Origin of the sequence: Marinobacter salarius (genome assembly GCF_032922745.1) — a bacterium.
Classification (GTDB): domain Bacteria; phylum Pseudomonadota; class Gammaproteobacteria; order Pseudomonadales; family Oleiphilaceae; genus Marinobacter.
The window spans coordinates 651,690-671,357 of sequence record NZ_CP136693.1 but is presented as its reverse complement, the minus strand read 5'-3'; the positions used below and the strand labels follow the sequence as shown (position 1 = coordinate 671,357).

The 19,668-nt window shown below is 56.7% G+C and carries 18 protein-coding genes; 5 read left to right on the top strand and 13 right to left on the bottom strand.

What is annotated here, in order from left to right; genetic code table 11:
- Positions 1 to 46: 46 nt before the first annotated feature.
- Together R1T46_RS03145 and R1T46_RS03140 are read left to right on the top strand one after the other, a co-directional pair.
- Positions 47 to 952 carry a nucleotidyl transferase AbiEii/AbiGii toxin family protein gene (locus R1T46_RS03145; RefSeq protein ID WP_317307301.1) on the top strand — a complete coding sequence of 302 codons (906 nt, stop codon included), beginning with the start codon at positions 47 to 49 and terminating at the stop codon, positions 950 to 952.
- Positions 945 to 4,214 carry a type I restriction endonuclease subunit R gene (locus R1T46_RS03140; RefSeq protein WP_317307300.1) on the top strand — a complete coding sequence of 1,090 codons (3,270 nt, stop codon included), beginning with the start codon at positions 945 to 947 and terminating at the stop codon, positions 4,212 to 4,214. The genes R1T46_RS03145 and R1T46_RS03140 overlap by 8 nt, the downstream gene beginning before the upstream one ends.
- Positions 4,215 to 4,235: 21 nt before the next feature.
- On the opposite strand, the gene R1T46_RS03135 is transcribed toward R1T46_RS03140, so the two are convergent.
- The 7 genes from R1T46_RS03135 to R1T46_RS03105 form a co-directional block, all read right to left on the bottom strand.
- A complete protein-coding gene (locus R1T46_RS03135; protein WP_286811601.1) occupies positions 4,236 to 4,673 on the bottom strand; it encodes a hypothetical protein in 438 nt (145 codons plus the stop codon).
- 145 nt (positions 4,674 to 4,818) lie between these two features.
- A complete protein-coding gene (locus R1T46_RS03130) occupies positions 4,819 to 5,265 on the bottom strand; it encodes a hypothetical protein (RefSeq protein ID WP_286811600.1) in 447 nt (148 codons plus the stop codon).
- 446 nt (positions 5,266 to 5,711) lie between these two features.
- Positions 5,712 to 6,230: an Hcp family type VI secretion system effector gene (locus R1T46_RS03125; protein ID WP_250086986.1), complete on the bottom strand. Its 519-nt coding sequence runs from the start codon at positions 6,228 to 6,230 to the stop codon at positions 5,712 to 5,714.
- Between the two features lie 198 nt (positions 6,231 to 6,428).
- Positions 6,429 to 7,178 carry a TonB family protein gene (locus R1T46_RS03120; protein WP_317307299.1) on the bottom strand — a complete coding sequence of 250 codons (750 nt, stop codon included), beginning with the start codon at positions 7,176 to 7,178 and terminating at the stop codon, positions 6,429 to 6,431.
- Complete coding sequence (locus R1T46_RS03115; protein ID WP_317307298.1) at positions 7,178 to 7,588, bottom strand: ExbD/TolR family protein; 411 nt, start codon at positions 7,586 to 7,588, stop codon at positions 7,178 to 7,180. The genes R1T46_RS03120 and R1T46_RS03115 overlap by 1 nt, the downstream gene beginning before the upstream one ends.
- Entirely contained in the window at positions 7,585 to 7,986 is a 402-nt protein-coding gene (locus R1T46_RS03110) for a biopolymer transporter ExbD (protein WP_317307297.1), read from the bottom strand. The genes R1T46_RS03115 and R1T46_RS03110 overlap by 4 nt, the downstream gene beginning before the upstream one ends.
- Positions 7,973 to 8,770 (bottom strand): MotA/TolQ/ExbB proton channel family protein, encoded by a 798-nt coding sequence (locus tag R1T46_RS03105; protein WP_317307296.1) that lies wholly within the window; start codon positions 8,768 to 8,770, stop codon positions 7,973 to 7,975. Before R1T46_RS03105 ends, R1T46_RS03110 begins: the two co-directional genes overlap by 14 nt.
- A gap of 217 nt (positions 8,771 to 8,987) precedes the next feature.
- Between R1T46_RS03105 and R1T46_RS03100 the strand changes: the two genes are divergently transcribed.
- The gene (locus tag R1T46_RS03100; protein ID WP_317308254.1) at positions 8,988 to 11,342 is read left to right on the top strand and encodes a GGDEF domain-containing protein; all 2,355 of its coding nucleotides are present in this window, start codon (positions 8,988 to 8,990) and stop codon (positions 11,340 to 11,342) included.
- On the opposite strand, the gene R1T46_RS03095 is transcribed toward R1T46_RS03100, so the two are convergent.
- Together R1T46_RS03095 and R1T46_RS03090 are read right to left on the bottom strand one after the other, a co-directional pair.
- A complete protein-coding gene (locus tag R1T46_RS03095) occupies positions 11,343 to 12,107 on the bottom strand; it encodes a sulfite exporter TauE/SafE family protein (protein ID WP_317307295.1) in 765 nt (254 codons plus the stop codon).
- 14 nt (positions 12,108 to 12,121) lie between these two features.
- Positions 12,122 to 13,240 (bottom strand): hypothetical protein, encoded by a 1,119-nt coding sequence (locus tag R1T46_RS03090; RefSeq protein WP_317307294.1) that lies wholly within the window; start codon positions 13,238 to 13,240, stop codon positions 12,122 to 12,124.
- Positions 13,241 to 13,292: 52 nt separating this feature from the next.
- On the opposite strand from R1T46_RS03090, the gene R1T46_RS03085 reads away from it, so the two are divergent.
- Positions 13,293 to 14,780 carry an amidase gene (locus R1T46_RS03085; protein WP_317307293.1) on the top strand — a complete coding sequence of 496 codons (1,488 nt, stop codon included), beginning with the start codon at positions 13,293 to 13,295 and terminating at the stop codon, positions 14,778 to 14,780.
- A gap of 149 nt (positions 14,781 to 14,929) precedes the next feature.
- The gene (locus R1T46_RS03080) at positions 14,930 to 15,565 is read left to right on the top strand and encodes a hypothetical protein (RefSeq protein ID WP_317307292.1); all 636 of its coding nucleotides are present in this window, start codon (positions 14,930 to 14,932) and stop codon (positions 15,563 to 15,565) included.
- A 48-nt stretch (positions 15,566 to 15,613) separates the two neighbouring features.
- Here R1T46_RS03080 and R1T46_RS03075 read toward each other — a convergent pair whose 3' ends face one another.
- The 4 genes from R1T46_RS03075 to R1T46_RS03060 all read right to left on the bottom strand — a co-directional run bounded on the left by R1T46_RS03075 (position 15,614) and on the right by R1T46_RS03060 (position 19,652).
- Positions 15,614 to 16,735, bottom strand: a complete 1,122-nt coding sequence (locus R1T46_RS03075) for a HupE/UreJ family protein (RefSeq protein WP_317307291.1) — start codon at positions 16,733 to 16,735, stop codon at positions 15,614 to 15,616.
- Entirely contained in the window at positions 16,732 to 17,829 is a 1,098-nt protein-coding gene (locus R1T46_RS03070) for a hypothetical protein (RefSeq protein ID WP_317307290.1), read from the bottom strand. Before R1T46_RS03070 ends, R1T46_RS03075 begins: the two co-directional genes overlap by 4 nt.
- A gap of 88 nt (positions 17,830 to 17,917) precedes the next feature.
- Positions 17,918 to 18,166, bottom strand: a complete 249-nt coding sequence (locus tag R1T46_RS03065) for a hypothetical protein (RefSeq protein ID WP_126810848.1) — start codon at positions 18,164 to 18,166, stop codon at positions 17,918 to 17,920.
- A gap of 10 nt (positions 18,167 to 18,176) precedes the next feature.
- Positions 18,177 to 19,652: a DUF4331 domain-containing protein gene (locus tag R1T46_RS03060; RefSeq protein ID WP_317307289.1), complete on the bottom strand. Its 1,476-nt coding sequence runs from the start codon at positions 19,650 to 19,652 to the stop codon at positions 18,177 to 18,179.
- Positions 19,653 to 19,668 lie beyond the last annotated feature (16 nt).

The following is a 19,668-nucleotide window of genomic DNA, read 5'->3' as shown; positions in this document are numbered from 1 at the left end:
TGAAATCAATCGGTCCACGGAATCACCAAAGTGAAAGGAGATCACTATGGTTAAAAACACCGCCGCGTCTGTTCGACACAAACTGTTGAATAAATCCAGGGAAGAAAAACGCCCTTTTCAGGAACTGCTGCAGTATTACGCCATGGAGCGGTTTCTTTATAGGCTCAGCCAGTCGCCCCATAGTGGCAGCTTTACCCTCAAAGGTGCGTTGATGCTCTGGCCGATGCAGGGGCCGAACAGCCGACCGACACGGGATATCGATATGCTGGGCCAGACCAGCAATGAACCGGAGGCGATTCTGGCCCAGGTGCGAGAAATCATTGCCGCTGAAGTGATGGATGACGGGTTGCATTTCGATCCAGATACCCTGAAGGCAGAAGCCATTACCGAGGATGCAGACTACCAGGGGCTGAGGGTGACCTTCACTGGTTTTCTCGACAGTGCCAGGATTCCGATGCAACTGGATGTCGGTTTCGGCGACCCTATATTTCCGTTTCCCTCCTGGCTGGAGTTTCCAACCTTACTGGATTTTCCCGCTGCACGTATCAAGTGTTACACCCCGGAATCGTCCATTGCCGAGAAATTCCAGGCGATGGTAAACCTCGGCGAACTGAACAGTCGGATGAAGGACTTTTACGATATCTGGCTGCTTTCGCGTCAGCACGAGTTCCGGTTGGAAAACCTCAAGGGGGCGGTTGAGGGCACCTTCCGGAAGCGCGGAACAGAAATTCCTGAAACCACTCCCTTTTCTGCCGCTTTTATAGACACCAAGCAGCCACAGTGGCAGGCTTTCCGTAAACGCCTTGGCCAGGATCATGTGCCAGAGGCATTTTCGGAGGCTGTAGAGGCGGTGGTTGAATTCCTCAGTCCTGTGATGGCGAGCAGAGCCGCGGACGCCCCCAGGGAAATCTGGCACCCACCCGGTCCATGGAGTCGGCAGGCCGATGGCTAGTTTTATTTCGGAAGACAACATTGAGCAGGCGCTGCTGCAGCGCCTCCAGCACATCCACGGTTTCAACGTGCTGGATTGCTATACCGCAAAGCCGGAAGATCTGAACGACGGCTCCCACCGGGCCGACAAACGGGATGTGATTTTTCCAGCTGAGTTGAAAACTGCCTGTCTTGAACTGAACCCCGCCATTCCCGAAAGCAAGATTGATGAAGCCGTTGAACAGGTGATGGAACGACGGGCGGCTATGTCCCCGATTGCCGCCAACCGAGAACTGTATGATCTGATTCGGGATGGCGTGCCGGTACAGTTTGATGATGAACGGGGCATCAAAAAACATGAAAAAGTCCGGCTGGTTCATTTTGACGATCCGAAACAAAACCGCTGGCTGGCGGTCTCCCAGCTATGGATCAAGTCGGTGGCTCAGGCCCCGAAGGCTGCCTACCGTCGCCCGGATGTAATCTTGTATGTCAACGGGCTGCCTCTGGTGTTTATCGAGCTGAAAAACTCCAATGTGCGGCTGCGAAATGCCTTCGAGGATAACCTGCGCAGTTACCGGCATGACATCCCCCAACTATTCCACTGCAATGCGTTTTGCGTGCTATCCAATGCTTTGGAGACGCGGGTGGGCAGTTTTACCGCAGGTTGGGAGCACTTCTTCAATTGGTTCCGGGTGGAGAGTGAGAAGGAGGCGATAAACCGCAAGGAAATTACGGAACAGGCTACCAGCCTTGAGCATGCTGCCGATGGCCTTTGCGAAAAGGCTCGCCTGCTGGATTACGTCGAGAACTTCATCCTGTTCCATAAGGGCGAAACCAAGATAATTGCTCAGAACCACCAGTTTTTGGGTGTGAACAATGCCTATGAGCGTTTCCTGAACCGCCGGGAACACGAAGGCAAGCTGGGGGTGTTCTGGCATACCCAGGGCTCGGGTAAAAGCTTTTCAATGATTTTCTACGCCCGCAAGATTTTTCGAAAAGCCACGGGTAATTTCAGCTTTGTGGTGGTGACTGATCGCCAGGATCTGGACGGACAGATCTACCGGAACTTTCTCAATACGGAGACGGTTCGCAAAGAAGATGCCGCGCAACCGGCCAATGCCGAGGAAATGCGCAAGTTCCTGGGGCAGAACAAGAAGGTGGTGTTCACCCTGATTCAGAAATTCCGGTACGACAAAGGGCGCAAGTACCCCCGGCTGTTTGACCCGGACAAGGAAAACCGGGAAATCATCGTGATGGTGGATGAGGCCCACCGCACTCAGTACAAGAACCTTGCAGAGAACATGCGGGCAGGCCTGAAGGGTGCCCACTTCCTTGCCTTCACCGGCACGCCATTGCTGGGGCGCGACCGCAAGACCAACAGTTGGTTCGGCGATTATGTGTCCGAGTATAACTTCCAGCAGGCCATGGAGGACAATGCGACGGTGCCGCTGTTCTACGAGAAGCGTGTGCCGAAGGTGCTTATTCAGAACGACGATCTGGGAGACGAGTTCTACGAATTACTGGAAGACGAAAATCTGGATGAAGCCCAGCAGGAAAAGCTGGAGAGAAAGTACGCCCGCGAACTGGAAGTGATCAAACGGGACGACCGACTGGATACCATTGCCCGGGACATTGTGTACCACTTTCCGCGCCGTGGTTATCTCGGCAAGGGTATGGTCATAACGCTGGACAAGTTCACAGCCGTACGTATGTACGACAAGGTACAGCAGCATTGGAAAGCTGAGCAGAAGCGCCTGCTGAAGCTAACCAAAGAGTCTGGCAACGAGGTGGAGAAGGCCCGCTTCAAGAAGATCCGGGACTATATGAAAACAGTTGAGATGGCCGTAGTCATCAGTGACCCGAAATCCGATGAGGAAAAGTTCGAGAAACAGGGACTGGACATCAAGCCCCACATCAAGCGGCTGGATCAACTTGATGAACAGATGCACGACGTTGAGTATAACTTCAAAGACCCGGAGAACCCCCTGCAACTGGTGTTTGTGTGTGCCATGTGGCTGACCGGGTTTGATGCGCCCACCGTGTCCACGCTTTACCTCGACAAGCCCATGAAGGGCCACAGCCTCATGCAGACGATTGCCCGGGCCAATCGGGTGGCGTCCTACCGCATTAAAGGCCATAGCGGTGACCTGGTAGAGAAGAAAAACGGCGAAATCGTCGATTACTACAACGTGTTCCGAAATATGCGCAAGGCCCTGAAAGACTACGCGCAGGGAGCGGATGGCGAAGAGCAGCCGGTTCAGGAAAAGTCGGAGCTCTTTGAATTACTGGACGATGCCGTTACCCAAACGCTGGAATTCTGCCGGGAGCGGGATATTGAGCTGAACTCGGTGTTTGAGAAACAGGACACCTTCAAGAATATCGGCTTCTTCAATCAGGCGGCGGATACGTTGCTTAGCAACGAAGAATGGAGGAAGCAGTTCAATGTCTATGAGAACACAGTGACGGCCCTTTACGAGGCGTGCAAACCAGAGATTTTCCAACAGCACGACAATCAGCGCATTGCGGCTATCCAGTACCTTCGCGGTGTGGTGGACGCGCTTGTGGAGCAGGCGGACATCGATGAAGTCAGCCAGAAGATCTCCGAGCTACTGGATGAAAGCGTGGTGTTGGATAACGCCGAGTCATTTAACATCAAGGAGCACCGCGCGGAATATGAGATAGTCCAAAAAGGACAGGGTTGGGATCTGAGCAAGATTAACTACGACAAGCTTCGGGAAGATTTCAAAAGGGCGGAGTATAAACACATTGAAATTGCAGAGCTTCGGGCATTTATTGAGGATAAGCTTCGTCAGCTTTTGGAGCAGAATCATACTCGCACTGATTTTGCCCAGCGGCTTCAGGAAATCATCGACAAGTACAACTCCGGCAGCTCATCCGCCGATGCTTACTATGAGGACCTTGTCCAGTACGTTGGCAATCTTCGAGAGGAGTCCGAGCGGCATATCCGAGAGGGGCTGAACGAAGATGAGCTGGAAATCTACGACCTGTTGAAGAAAGACAAGCTCACGAAGGTAGAAGAACAGAAGGTCAAATTAGCTGCAAAGGATTTGATTATCCGTTTGCTGGAAGGTCATCCCAAAGTGTTGGTGCAGGATTGGTGGAAGGACGGACAGACTCAGCGGGCGGTCAAGGCTGCCATTGAAGAAGTCTTGGATAAGGATTTGCCGGAAAGTTATGACCGGGTGGCGTTCAAGGAGAAGTGCGATAACGTTTTTGAGCTGGTGGTGGAGTTCGCTGCCAATGGCCGGAAATGGGTTGCATAAGTCTGATGCCTCGGAAACGTCTCAGATGCCAGACGAGATTGTCTTTGCCACGTCTTCAAACGTGTCCTCTGGAAAGCTGAATATAAGAACGGAACTTGGGTTTTCTGCATTTATGAGGTAGCCCGTCTTATAGTTACGAACCTCTGCTGAAAACCCTGTAAAACCGGGATATATCCCAAGCGTTTGAGTTTCGACGGATTCAGACTCTGAGGCCGATTTTAGGATGTTAATGAACTCAGATGTCGACGGGGCATCCGACGGAATGGGCTCCACGCGAATGAACCCGAGCGCCTTTCCATCATTGAATAGCGTTATGTCATTGTTGTCGATGCGGACGGCATCGAATAAGTTTGAGCTGACCGATACAGCGTAATCCTGGCTAGGTGAGAACGATATCGACTGAGTTGATGCACAACCGGTGAGAAAAAGGGCTACGATGAGGGAACCGGGGAGTTTCATTATACTCATGCTTCCTTGGTTATCTCAGAGAGGCTTCCAGCAAACCCCTGAATTGTAACCCGCGAGTTAATTTGCAGGTAAAACTGATTTCGACTGCCCCCTGCTGAAAGGCTTGCCCGCTGCTCGAATTGCCGACTTCCGGATGTCATCTTATAGCGATTGATGATAAGACCTCATCAAAAAGATCCTCTTTGACACTAATGGTGATCCAGGATTCGTTATTGTTAGCTACTGCGATAAACGCGGTGGTATAACCGCGGAAAGTGGATGCAAAACCATAGGCGCCATCAGGCAATTGCAGCTCGGTTGGCGCTCCAGGGCCCTTTTGTGCCTCTACAAATCCTTGTTTCACCTCGCCGATAGCCGTTTTGGACTGTGGGTTGGTCTCTACGGTCATTATTGTGCCGACTAGATCGGAGCCCTCCCATAACTGCATTTCGGAAGGTTGAACTTCTATTGCGTCGAACCTGTCACTGTTAAGCGTAAAGCTGGTGTTGGGAGCGGCACGGAACTCAACGGGGTGACTGCTGAACGAAGCGCAGCCGGAAATAAAAACCACTATCAGGATAAGGCTAACTACAAGCCGTGCCATTTCGGAGATCCTCTATCGGTCTAAGGAGTCAAGAATAACAGGTTTGAACTGCGCAGCACGGAAACGCGCGCACATCATGTTGACTCGCACGTTTTCCAATAAAAAGGGTTCGCCCGATTTTCTAATAACTCTCAAAGCCCACTTTCTGAGTTTGCTCGCTGGCATCAACACGTCTTGTGGGGAGGGTACGGCGTCTACCCAGGTACTGCAGTCAGCTGTTTCTGACAGTAGTTCCACAATTGTGGTGAGGGTTTCATCCGTGATTGAGGAGTTCGTGAACTTCCGGGCATAGATCCGCCCAAAGAATGTGGTGATTATCGCCTGGATAATGTCCACGTCGTTCTGAGTGAGAGATTCGCTCAATTTTCTTCATCCTTGAAGCCAGAAAGCGAAACGCCAGACAGCTTGGGCTGTCCGGCGCTACGTTCTTTACGATTACGAGGGGCTTAGCCTTCGATCGGCGAACGCCAGTCGTCCGCACCGGAAGTACCGGCAACAGCGTGTTCCCAGGTTACTTTACGGTAGGACAGAGACGCGGTTACCAGTTGGGTGAAGTCAGCGCTGGCGGCGTCCTGGCAGTGCGGCATGTTGCAGTTGATGTCGATGATGGTGGCATCTTCCAGGATGGTGGAGAAGAAGTGCTCCTGCTTGCCTTCAACAGAGGTGCGGTACCACTTCAGCTCAACCTTCGGCAGCATTTCGCCAGAAGCCAGGGCGTTGTACATAAGCGGGGTTGCTTTGTTCAGCGCGGAGGTGAACTTGAACGGCTTGTGAACGCGCTGACCGGAAGGCTGACCGGACTGGGGATCGGTCGGAACGGTGACAACGTGGCTGAATTCCTGAACCAGCACTTCGTCTTCGTGACCTTCAACGTAGATGTTGCCTACGGAATCGGAAGTGAATGCGCCGGCGGTAATGTTGCCCTGAGTCTGGCCTTCGATGCTGATATAACAAGGAGTTGGCATAGTCTGCTCCATGACGTGTGAATGAGTAAATGTCCCCGGGATCTCCCTGGACGCTTAACAGTTAACAAACGTCGTGCCAGAAATAAAAAAGGTATTAATTACAATGAATAACCGTAATTTACCGGCTGAGCTTATTGGAGGGCAGGCAAGGGATTGCTGGCTTTGGAGCGAGATCTTGCTGGGCGGGCAAAAAATTGCTCAGCGTAGTCTGAAGCGCACGGGCAGGACATAGGTGAAGGTCTGCCCTTTCATGGAGTCGGGCACTTCCGGCAGTGGTTCGGCGTCCTTGAGCATGTCCAGCGCAGCATCATCGAGCAACGCATGGTTTGAGGAGGCGTGCAAAGAGTGGTTTACCAGAGTGCCATCTCGGCTGAATTCGAAAACCACAACCGGTGCGCCTTCCTGGCCAAGACGACGGGCACGACGTGGGTATTCATAGTAGCGCCCCAGGTGCCGGCTCAGTTCCGTGAGGTAGCGGTCCACATCGGAGGACTCTCCAGCAGTGAGTTCAACCTCCTGGTTGAGGTTTTCTTCTTCAGCGGTGTTTTCGGACACCTCCTCCGTACGCCTGTCGCTTTCAGGTGCATCGACCTGGGGCTCAGGCTCTTTTACTTCGGGTTGCGGCGTCGGTTCAGGTTTGGGTTGTGGCTCGGGTTCCGGCTCCGGCACAATCTCTGGCTCTGGCTCTGGCTCTGGCTCTGGCTCTGGCTCTGGCTCTGGCTCTGGCTCGGGGGGCGTTTCCTGTTCAACGGGGGGCTGGGGTTCGGGCGTTTCGGGCTCGGGTTTGCCGGCCAGGGAAATCTTGATCGCCGGGGTAGAGTTTACGGCGGCATCTCCGAGCGGTTTCAGTTCTGGGATTCGCTCGGGCGTGGCGATTACCACCACAATTGCAGTGATCACAACGGAAACGAACAACAGAAGGCAGCGGACAGTCTTGCTGGCACCCATCAACTGGCGGGCTCCGTCAGCAGGATGACTTCCTGATAGCCGCTCTCTTCCAGCACGCGAAGCAGCGATTCCAGATCAGACATGGCAATTTCGCGTTCAGCGGCGATTTTTAACGGGGATTGTTCATCCGGTGCTGGTAATGCCTTGGACAGGCCATCAGACGTTACGGTGCGTCCGTCGACTTGCCACTCGCCTTGTGCGGTAACGGTGAGGTCCGCATAGGGTTGCTCATTGCCGGCTTGTTGCCCGGTGCCCGGTAGCTCCGGCAACGGTGTGTCTGACAATTGACCCGCCACGATAAAGAACATCAGCAGCAGGAACACCAGATTGATGAGCGGCAGGAGAGCGTCCTCGAGACGCTCCATCAATGACTTTCCCGAGGTCACGGGCGGTGGTGCCAGATCCGTCATGGCTGCTCCGCAGCGTCAGGGGTGCGCTTCCAGTGGGTGGTAACGCCACTGTCAGTGAGCTGACTGTAGGCCTGGGTGAAATGGGTCAGTTGGGTGGCAGATTCTGTGGCGAGGTTGATTTCGCTGACGCCGCCGGTCCGGAGCTGCTTGACCAGCCCATTCATTCCATAGGTTTCTCCCTGCCAGCGAGCTTGGCCGTCACGTTGGATGACCACTTCGGGGATTGGCTCTCCGGTCACTGAACGGGTGTCGCTCGTGCTGTTGCTCAGTTCCATGAAACTGACCGGCAGTAACCGGCTGGTGAGCATGAAGAACACCAGCAGGATGAAGACCACATCAATCAGTGGAGTGATGCGGATCGGTATCGGGCGTGCCGGGCGGGTTTCAACCAGTTGCATTGGCCAGGCGACCCTGATGCTCGTCCCCGGAATACTCCACTACGCGCCCGGTCCTGGTGGCAGCCGGTGCCGTCTCATCCTGGGTTTCCTTTTGCGGTTCGCTTTCTTTGGTGGCGACGGGGACAGAAAGGATGGTGACCATTGCGCTATTAATGGTTTTCTGGATACGTCGCAGGCGGAATTCAATCCAGGCGGCCAGGGCGGCAAACGGTATGGCAATAACCAGGCCGGCCGCGGTTGTGGTGAGTGCTTCGTAGATGCCGCCGCTCAACTGGGAGGCATTGGCGCGCCCTTCAGTAGCGGCCATAGCTCCAAATGCCTCCATCATGCCCAGAACGGTGCCTAAAAGGCCCAGCAACGGTGCCAGCGCGGCAATCACTTCGATGATCTTCAGCGGTGCCTCGAAGGGCTCGAGGGCCTCATGAGCGTCCTTGGCGACGGACTCCCGAATCTGCTGGGGGTCGGTGCCAGTGTTGCGGGCGTTCATGGTGTTGACGATCAAGTGGTGCAGTGGGTTCAGTCGGGCGTATCGGCCTGCGGACCGTTCCAGGTCTACCGCCACGTTGCCGTCAGGCCTTTGTTGCCATTTCGTAATGGCTTTTTTAAGTTTGGCAGTAAACCTGGGAGCAAAAAAACTGCCGAATAACATGAGGTAAAGAAAGGTGACAACACCTGCCAGGGCAATGGCCAGCAACACAATCATGACGGGGCCGCCCATTTCCAACAGCTGACTGACCGGGCCGGCGCTGATTCCGGTGGCGTCGGCGAGCAGGGACTCGGACATTGGGGAAACCTCAGTTAAGAAAATAGGTCTAAATAATAACGATTATCATTGAAATTGCAAGTTCTGTAACCTGTTGAAAGCCGCGTCTCTGTTAGACTTACAAATATTAAATCCTTCAATAATCGACACGTTATCCAGTGAGAAACAGACATTTAGCACTGAGGGGAATCAACCCGAACCTATCCTGCGTTTGTGTAGCGGGAGTTACGCCGTTGTGATGATAAGACGCTGGCTTGCAAGCCTGGTCAATCGTGCTGTTGCCTTTGTCATTCTGGCCATTGTGCTGGCGGCTCTGGCGGTGGCCGTGGTCAGTTCCCTGGTAGCACGCTCCGAGCTTGCCGGGCAGACAAGGGAGCAGGTGGAAACCATCGCGGAACTGGTTGCCAGCGATCTTGATGCCCGCCTGGCCCAGCGCCGGGATACCCTGACTCATGTCGCGGAAGGGTTTACCATGGAGGAGGTGGTGCTGCGCTTCCGCTCCCGCCTTCTCCTCCGTCGCGAGATTGCGCTGCAACATATATTCGACGGGATCTACGTATTTGATGCCAGTGGCAAGGTCATTGCCGAGTATCCGCAAAGCTTCCGACAGACGGGGCTGGATGTCAGTGGCCGTGAGTACTTTCGACAGACCTCAGGCCAGCTCACCTCCATTATCAGTGACCCTTATGTGTCGAACTATCGGGAGCGGCCCGCCGTTATGATGACGGCGCCGATTTTCGATCATCGTCAACGGTTTATTGGCGTGCTGGGAGGGGCGGTTTTTCTCGACGGCGACAACTTCATGGAAGACACCAGCGCTGTGAGTATCGGCAAAACCGGCTATGTCAGCATTGCCACACGTACCGGTATAACCCTGGGCCATGGTCGTACCGGTGAAACCATGGTGCCGCTCAGGCTTGAAAACGAAGCCCACAAGAAGGCCATGGCGGGTTTTGAAGGCACTGTGCAGACGCTTGACCAGGAAGGCACCGAAACCATCACCTCGGTACGCCAGATGTCACAGGTGCCCTGGTTTGTGGCCGCGGTGTGGCCGGTGAAAGAGGCCTATGCGCCGCTCAGCCGCTTGACGGACAGCTTTGCGCAGACGCTCCTGGTCGTGATTCTGATCGTGGCGCCCTTGGCGCTGGTGGTGTTTCGTCGGTTGATGGCGCCCATGCGAAATCTGGGGTTCCAGATCAGTGAGCGCCATCTGGGGATACGGACCGAGCCGGTGGACGTTCTGGGAGGCACGGAAATCCGCCAGGTTGCGGAGACCTTCAACACCGTTATGGAAGAGCGTGACGAGGTGCTGTCCTCCCTGGCCGAGCGCGAGGCGTTTTTCCGCTCGCTTACCCAGAGTGCGCCAATCGGCATTATCCAGACCGATGTTCTGGGCAGGATTGAATTCGTTAACCCGGCGTTTGAGCGGATCATCGGGGTCAGCTCCAATGACCTCCAGCATACCCACCTGATTCATGGTGTTTACGAAGAGGACCAGGCTGGCACGGTTGAGGCGTGGCGGGAGGCTTTGCGCAGCCAAACAGTGTTCCGAGGGCGATTCCGCCTGAAAAGCCGCTCCGGAGATGAAGTGGTGTGGGCGGATGCCATGACGTCGGTGATTGAGACGGAGGAGCGTTCGCTGGGTACCATCACCGTGGTCAGGGACATCACCCACGAACTGGAGATCGAAGCGGAGCTGGCGGAGCAACAGAAACGTGCGGACAGTATTCTGGGCGTATTGCAGGAGGGTGTGCTGATGGTGGATGCCGATGGCATTATCCGGTACTTCAACGAAGCCGCCTCTGGGTTCCTGGGATTGGTCGACAGCGGTGAACAACAGAACTTTTTCACGCTGGTATCGATTGAAGACGAGAACCATCGCTGGGAGGCGGACGATTTTCTGCGCAGTGCCGATGTGGATAGCCTGTATGCCACCCTGCGAAACAGGGTGGACCAGCTCTTCGATATAGACCTGGCAATGCTTCACCTTCGCCGGGAAAGCCATAATCACCGTATGGTATTCGTGATCCGGGATGACAGTGCCCGCCGTCGGGAAGAAGAGCGACTGTCCTGGGAAGCGACCCACGACAGCCTGACGGGGCTGCTCAATCGCCGGGCGTTCAATTCATCCCTGATCAAATGTCTGACGGATACCAACAAGAAAACGGCGGCCAGCGTTTTGATGCTGATCGATCTGGACTACTTCAAACCCGTCAACGACGAAGGCGGGCATTTGCTGGGAGATGATTTGCTGGGGCGGCTATCGGACCTGCTCACGCAGTCGGTACGCCAGTCGGATACGGTGGCACGCCTCGGTGGGGATGAATTTGGCATCATCCTGCCTGCTTGTGGTCTGCCGCGCGCCGTCGAGCTTGCCGAGAAAATCCGAGCCGGCATAGAAGCCCTGCGTATAGAGCAGGACGGCAAGAGCTTTGGGGTGACTGCCAGCATCGGGCTGACCGAGATGAATGTCGCGGATACCGGGCCCCGGGAAGTCGTTGCGCGTGCTGACGAAGGCACCTACGCCGCCAAGGCCCAGGGGCGAAACCGTGTGGTGACGGTTCCCCTGCCGTCACAGCAGAAGCCGGATTGATCACCACCATCCCGCTGAGCCGCCTGCCTGCCACAGCAAACGCAGTGCGAGCAGGCTCAAAAGAACGTTGAACACGCGGCTGAAATGCTGGTTGCTCAAGGATTTAAGCACGTGAAGCCCCAGCCAGGTGCCGGCAAAACCAAAGCTGATCATGGCCAGTATGAACATCAGCCAATCGCGGAAAACGAAACCAGCTAGGCCAAAAACCAACGCTTTGGGTGCGTGCTGGAGCGTCATCGCCATGGCGAATGTCGCGACGGTGGTGAAACGCTCGGCGTGCATCTGCTTGATAAAGGACGCCACCAGGGGACCGGTTGCGCCCACAAACAGGGAAATGAAACTGGTCAACGCAGAGGCAAGAAAAATCCCGACACTGCCGAAGGCGCCTCGTGGCAGGGCGGGCCCCCAGCATAGGTAAAGCACGAAAACACCAATGGTGAGTTGCCACAGATAGGGTGGCAGGTCGACCAGCAACCAGGCGCCAAGCCCCGCTCCGACCAGTACTCCTGGTGTGAAGGCGACAATGGCTTTCCAGTCGGTATGCCGCCAGGTCAGTGTGGCCCGCCCGGCGTTGGAGCCTAACTGGATCATACCGTGAACCGGTATGATCGCCGCCGGTGGTATCCAGAACGCCATCAGTACCAGCAGCAGAACACCGCCCCCGGCGCCAAGGCTGGCGGTAATCATCGACGTAATGACAGAACTCAGCAGCAGGAAAACGGCCGTTGCGGTGTTCAGGCCTTCCGGGATGAACGTCAGTTCCAAGGCGGGCTCCGGGTTTATGGGCAGAAGCGGGTATCAGCGAGGCGTTCGGTTTTGCACAGCGCCTCGGTGGCGAGTTGAACATCCGCCACATAATACAGCGAAGCGAGTCCGAAGCGATCTCTCCCCAAATTGTGGAATACCATGCCGAAGGCGATGTCTCCCGCGCTGAATCGTTCATGCTCCTGAGCAAAGTAAGCCGCGGGCTTCGACAGCGTTTCATCCTCTAACAGGGACTGAACGCGGCTGGCACCGCCGTGGTAGGCCTGAACCAGAAGCAGCGTAAAAAGTTGACCCCGCTTATCGTCGGGCAGGTGACCGAAGCGCGCCTCGAAGGGCGGCCTGAGGTTGCGAGCATTCTGATCCATCAGTTTGAGGGCGCAGTCAATCTGTGCTAACCGGTGCCAGTAATTGGCGGGTTTGATTCGGCAGTCTTTGAGCGCCGAGGGTGAGAGCTGAAGGATGCCTTTGGCGTTGGCGGCAGAGTGCGCCCTTTGCTGGCCGCTGCTCTCGATCAATACCTGGCCGCCGAGGTACTTGGGCAGGCTCACCGGCAGATCGAGGCGTTGCTGCTGCTCACGCAGGCTATAAACGTACATCAGTGCCTCGTGGAGTGGCTGTGGTGCTTCCTGAGAGGCGAACGACAGATCGTCCCAGGCACCCCAAATCAGTTCCGAAGGCAGGGTGCCAAGGTAGCGTGCAACGGCTTCATCCAGGTTGACGTGCGGCTGTCGACAGGACAGGGCGAAGGGGTATCCGGTCCTGTCGGGGCCGCCCGGGGTCCAGTCGTCAGCGCGGCCAGTGGCTGCCAGAGAGGCTCTGGTATCATTCAGGCGAATCTGGGTGGCCTCACGGTCGGAGCCATCGTCGATATAGCCAAGGAACTGGCCGCGCATATCGAACAGAATGTGCCGATCGGGCTTAGAGCAATATCCGGACTCCTTCAGTACCCAGCGGCGGATGGTTGTGATGTTCTGGTATACCCCCTGACTTGACCAGTAGGGTGAGCTGCGAACAACGCTGGTCCAGTTCTCGGCAGGTTCCGGCGGTTTTTTACTCGCTTGCGAAGTGGACGCGATAACAGATGTGACTATTATAACGACAGCAAGAAAGTGACGCTTGAAGCTCATGTTCATAAATACCGGTTTCCCCAATCTCCCGAAAACAGAATAACAAACGGAATCGATCATGAAGCAATCCGAATACCTCCGATACGACGCGGTAGCGCTTGCCGACCTGATTCGCCGCAGAGAAGTCGCGGCCAGCGAAATCTGTGAGGCCGCCATTGAGCGTGCGGCCACGGTGAATGGCAAGCTCAACGCCATCTGCCACCCTCAGTTCTCCGATGCGCTGAGCCAGGCGTCTACACCGGATAGTACCTTCTCGGGCGTTCCTATGCTGCTTAAAGATCTGGCCCAGGAACAGCAAGGTCAGCCCTGTACCTACGGCAGCCGGGCGTTGAAGAAGAACATCGCGTCCCGGGATTCGGAGTTTGTACGCCGTGCACGGGCTGCGGGCCTGGTATTCCTGGGCCGCACCGCAACGCCGGAGTTCGGGCTGAAGGCTGTCACCGAATCAAAACTCTGGGGTGCCTGCCGTAATCCATGGGATACGGATCGGACACCGGGTGGTTCCAGTGGCGGCTCCGGTGCTGCGGTGGCGGCGGGTATCGTACCCATGGCGGGAGCCAATGACGGTGGCGGTTCGATTAGAATTCCGGCGGCCTACAACGGGCTGTTCGGGCTGAAACCGTCGCGCGGTCGTATTTCCTCCGGCCCCTCGGTGGGTGAGGCATGGACGGGCGCCTCGATCGATCACGTGGTCACCCGCACGGTTCGAGACAGCGCCGCCATGCTGGACGTGCTGGCTGGCCCTGCGGTGGGCGATCCCTTTACCATCGCACCGCCAGCTGCCCCTTATGCCAAGCTGATGCAGCGGGCGCCACGCAGTCTCAAGATTGGTGTTTTTACCTCATCGCCCTACGAAACCGAGGTGGCAAGGGAGTGTGTGGATGCCGTTGAAGAAACTGCGCGCACTCTGGAAAACCTGGGGCACCGGGTGGAGTATGCGCGTCCGGAATTCGACGGCATGGCCCTCGCCCGCTGTTATCTGGGGCTGTATTTCGGGGAAGTGTCCACGCTGATGGACCGCGCGAAAACCGAGTTTGGAGCCCGCGATGACGACTTCGAACTGGATACTCGCCTGATTGGTATGTTGGGGCGGACCATGCCACTACCGGACTACGTGCGCCGTCGACAGCAGTGGAACGATTTTGCTCGCGCCCTGGGGGCCTTTTTTGAAGGTTACGACATGTACCTGTGCCCGACGGCTGGCCAGTTACCGGCGAAGATTGGCGAACTGGATACCCCTTCCCATCTGCAGATGGCTGCCCGGCTGATGTTGCTGCTGAAAGCCGGCAAGTTGGTACACCGCAGTGGGCAAGTCGACCAGATGGCTATGGAAAGCCTGGCCCGCACGCCCTTTACCCAGCTTGCCAACCTTACCGGCACGCCTGCGATGTCTGTCCCGCTCGCCTGGACAGCCGCCGGGTTGCCGGTGGGGGTGCAGTTTGGCGCTCCGCACGGAGACGAAGGCACCCTACTTCAGCTGGCGGCACAACTGGAAGAGGCCAACCCGTGGTTTGGGCGCTACGAGTTGCTGGAAGCGATGATCTGAAGCCACGCAAAGAAACAATAAATAACGCATTGTGATCCAGGATCAACGTATCCACGTTTATCTTTATGGCAGGAACAGGCTATGCTGTGAGTCAGGAAGAGCCCATTCTTCCTGAACGACCCTGATGGCATCGAGGAGGCGAGCGTATTATGAACCAACCGATGGCAATCGACGAACTGGTGTCTGTAGCACAGGCCGAAGCCATGGGGGAGCTTGATGCCCCGATGATGGCAATCGTACTGTCCAGCGAACAAAGCTACGACTTGCCCATTAACTCTCTTGAAACCGATGCCGACAAGGCCCGCTGGGGACTGATCCTCCGCGCTGCCCGAGAGCATGTGGAAGCCGATGCGGTTGCCGTGCTGTACCCGGCATGGACGACCATCCGCAGCAAGAAACCAGTGAAAGCCGAGGCAGGGTCAGAGGACACCCAGTCAGTGGCAGGCAGCGACGATGAGCAGCCCGTGCGCGGCGAAGATCCGGCAGAGCCCATCGACACTCTGTTTGTGCAGTTGCATACACGTGACCGTATTTACTGGCGTGGTTTTGAGCAGATCCGTGATCCCAAGCACCAGCGCATTATCGGCTTCCGACGGATCAAGGCCCTGTCCACCGAATACGGTCGTGACGAAGCACCGTCTGTAACCTCCTGGCTGAACACCCTGTTTGAGCCATTGCCCGATGAAGGCGAGGAAACCGAGGTGGATATGGAACTGGCGGACCTGCTGGATGAACCGGAGGTCAGCGCCGCTCTGTATCCACGTCAACTCCGTGCCCTGCACTGATTAATCGGCTATTGGGAGCCCCGGTGTCGAAAGGCACCGGGGCCAGGCTCAGATGGCCATAGCCCTCTCGGCCACCCAATACAGGCTGATCGCGCCTACTGCAATCAGTGTCAGCGGAACGACCGCCCTGCCGTAGAGGTGTGTTTTACCCCAGAGGTAAAGCAGCGGGAAGGCAATAACCAGAAGCCCCAACTGCCCGAGTTCTACGCCAATGTTGAAGCCGGCGAGGGCCAGGACAGTCTGGGAAACACCACTGGTGAGATCCCCCAAAACGCTGGCGAACCCGAATCCGTGTATTAGCCCGAATCCAAAGGCCAGCTTCCAGGTTTTTCTGCCCAGTATCGGCCACATCACGTTCATGGCTGCCACCGCTATGGACAGGGCGATGATGGTCTCCACCCAGGCGATGGGCAAACGAACAACGCCAAGGGCTGCCAGCGCCAGGGTTACGGAATGGGCCGCCGTGAATGCGGTCACGATCCCCGTCAGTTCCCATAGCCGCTGCTTCAGCCCCACCGGCGGGCTGCCATCGTTTTTCCTCAGTGTGGCCGGCAGCATCAGCACTAACAGAAACAGTATATGGTCAAGACCGATGAGCAGATGGATGACACCCTCGTACAGGAAGGTTCCGAACAGCTGCAGGCTTCCCGGTGCGTCGCCGGCGGAGAGCGCTAGTTGGCGACTGTCAGGGCCTACTACTCCCAGCGTGCTGGTGCCGTCGCTTTCAAGGCTTATCAGGCCGCGATGCAACGGGTCCTGTGAGAACAGAAGATTGTATGTCAGCGTATCGGGCGCGGCGCCATCGGGGCAGCTAATGGTGTAGAGACCGGCGGCATAGGGGCCGTCGCTATGGCGGGAAAGCCCCCATTGCTGGCCGGTCAGGCGGCAATCGGCCTGGGTGCTGGACAAGGTTACGCCCTGCTCTACCCATCGAGTAATCTGGTCCCGGCCAGCACGGAGCTCTGCCCCACTGAGCTGGCGATCCCCGTTCCGATCCAGCGGCAAAGCCACTGCAAGATCTCTGAGCGCCACGTCTATGCGTATTTCGCCCCGGTCCTGATTCAGGTAGATAAAGCTGTCGCTGGCTTTGTGGGCCCATGCTGTTCCGGAGATCAGGGCCAGCAGAACCATGGATACCACAAGGCTACCCCATTGTTTCATCTCCCTCATGATTCAACCTCCGGGTAGCGTGCATCGGTCTGTCCCTGTTCTTTCAGCCAGGATCTCACCTTCCGGGCCGGCTCGTTGTCACCTGCCGCATCGGCGGCACGCAGCAGCAGCCGGGTATCGAGGGGCTCGCGCTGGCTGCGCCAGTTATCTGCCGCAAAGGTCAGTGCCGTATCGGCATTGCCTTCCACATCAAGCTGGAAGCGCGCCATGTCCCGCTGGTGCAACAGGTTTCCGCGCCAACGCGCCTCTGTGAAGCGCTCTCTGAGCCTTTCCGCCAGAGCTTCTGCTTCCGGATGCCCGGAGCGGGCCATGGCAATCGCGCGTAGCACCGCCAGCGAATCCACCTGTTCGTAGCCTTCGGTTAATGCCAGTGTACGGTCGGCCTGGTTCCGGCCGAGATACCAGTCCGCTAACTGGGCGCGGGTATAGAGATCGTCGGGGCTGGTGCGGAGTATTGTCTGCCAGTGATCGGCTGCGGCGGGATTGCCCATCTGCGCGGCGATATCCCCCAGGGTCCCTTCTGCCCAAAGCCGGCTGGTGGTATTGGTGCTGGTGCTTTCTGATTTTTTCTGAAGGGCCTGATAGGCCGCCCTGGGGTTACCTGTGCGGGCGTTAACCTGGGCCGTGCAACTGTCGGCGATCAGGCCAGGGTAGGATTGCTGCAACTGTCTGCAGCGCTTTCGTGCGTCTTCGTAGTTGCCCTGAACGGTTTCCAGATTGGCCAGTAGCAACAATGCCTGATTTTTCTGGAGTGCGCTGCTGGATCGGGCTATGACGGTTTCCAGGTCTTTCCTGGCACTGTCAAAGCGGTGGAGGCTCTGGTCCAGTGTTGCCCTGAGGGTAAGCAGCCGGTCGGTCATTTCTCCGGACCATCGCTGCAACATCCCGTCGGCATAGCCCAGGAAACGGGGGTCTCCGGTGCTCCTGGCACGGGAGATCTGATTTTGTACGGTGTCTGCCAACTGCTCGGGCGAATCCGGTAATTCGGACGTGGTCAGTGCCGGCTCTGGCAGTTCAACAAGAATATCGGTGTCGGAAAAATCTGTCTCGATAGGTCCGGGTGCAGCGGTTGCGACGTTTGGAAAACCGGCCATCAACCACAGCCCGACACAAAAAGCCCCGCCCCGAAGGGCAGGGAATGTGCTTGCCGGCTTCAGGCGTACTGAAGGCCGGCAAGGGGTCCTATTGGATGAACAGATCGTCGAAGGCCTGTTCATTATTCTGGTCATTGAAGCTGAACTCCTTGTCGTTGATCTGAACGGCTTCACGGGTGTCGTCGGTGTTTGCGATCTCAGCCTTCACAAAGGTTGAGAAATCTACCGCCGGATCTGGCCTGTCACCGCCACCGCCGCTGCTGCTGGAGCCGTCGAAACACCCCGCCAGTGCCAGGGTTATCAGGCCCGTTCCGGCTAACTTCATAGTGAGTTTCATGATTCACTCCTTATGAGTTGGGTGAGCCGGCCAGCGGAGTTGCCAGATATGGGAACACTTCCTGGAGCTCAGCTGGGTCAAGTTGCACACCGTCGGTAAACGGGGCGTCCTTGTTCGGGGCATCAGTGGTCAATGCGCCCATGACTACACGCAGGGCAATATCCACGGTGTCATCCACCGGGCGACGGCCATTCGGGAAGCCGGCGTTGTCACCACCGAGAACACCCAGGTCATTTTGCGAGGCTGCAGGTGTGGCTGCGATTTCCGGGTTCAGTCGCAGCATTTCTGACGTTTGCACGCCTACCGGCATGTTTACATCGGGTACGCCGGTCAGGAACGCTGTTACCAGATCGGTCCGCGGGAAGTTATTCGGTGCCTCAGCGCCTGCGCTGCTGAACAATATTTCCAGCAGTTCGGGCAGGGTCGGATGAGTCACGTAGGTAGCGAACTGGCCATCGTTCATGGGCTCGCTGGCGTTGAACCGGTCCTTGTCTTTCAGGCCGATCACGACTTCGTTTACCAGCGGCATACCGAGACGTGATACCTGGGTCCATGCGCCGCCTTCAACGGTTGCACCTTTGCCATCAACGGTCGGTTGCGGATTGATGACTCGGGCCTGGCGAACGCTGGCGGTCGTCCAGCCGCCGATGACGGGCTGATCCATTCCGGTGACTGCGGTGCCGGTCAGGCACTCGGTCGGTACTTCCAGGGCGAAGGAGGTCACGTTCTTGTCTGCAAGATCACCGGCACCTTCGCCGTCACGTGGGCCGAGCGGGTTGGTGTTGACCAGGTCGAAGATCTCGCCAAGGTTGACCGCGAAAGCTTCCTTGCGTTGACCCACGAAGACCTGCCCGTTGGTGGCGCAGCCTGGAATGCCAATCTCGAAGATGTGCTGGTTGGCGTAAGCTTGGTATCCGCCGGGAAACGATTTTTCGCCAATGTTGTCCAGGGGCTTATCGAAGGTGGCGGTGCCATCCGTGACGTTGGTGGCGGTTTCAACGGTACCGGTACGGCGATCACCGCGAATTACGGACACCGTGTATTCCTGGCTGACCTGAACGTTGTCGCCGTCGCTGGCATCGCCGATGTTCTTGAGCGGTACGGAAACCATCTGCTGGTCACCGTCTGGGCCGACCGGCAATTGAATATCGTTCAGGTTGTCCGAGAACTCAAAGCGGAACGTGAGGTTTTCCTGTGCGTTGCCGCTGTTGTCGATGTGGATTTCATAAACCGCGTCTTCATCCAGATCGAAGTAATTGGGACCGCCATACGCATCCTGCAGTGGCAGGTAATTCGCGATCAGGGTGACGAAATCCGCACGTCCCGTCTCGTAACTGCGGAACATGTAGAAATCGGTCCCGTCCACCTTGGGTACTTCAGTGATAAAGGGTGCTTCGCGGTGGCTTGAGGCGTTTGCTGCGCCGGCACTGATACAGAGTCCGGCAACCGCAATGGCGAGGCCGGAGCGTTTTAGTAAAGTATTCATTCCGTTTTCCTCTTCT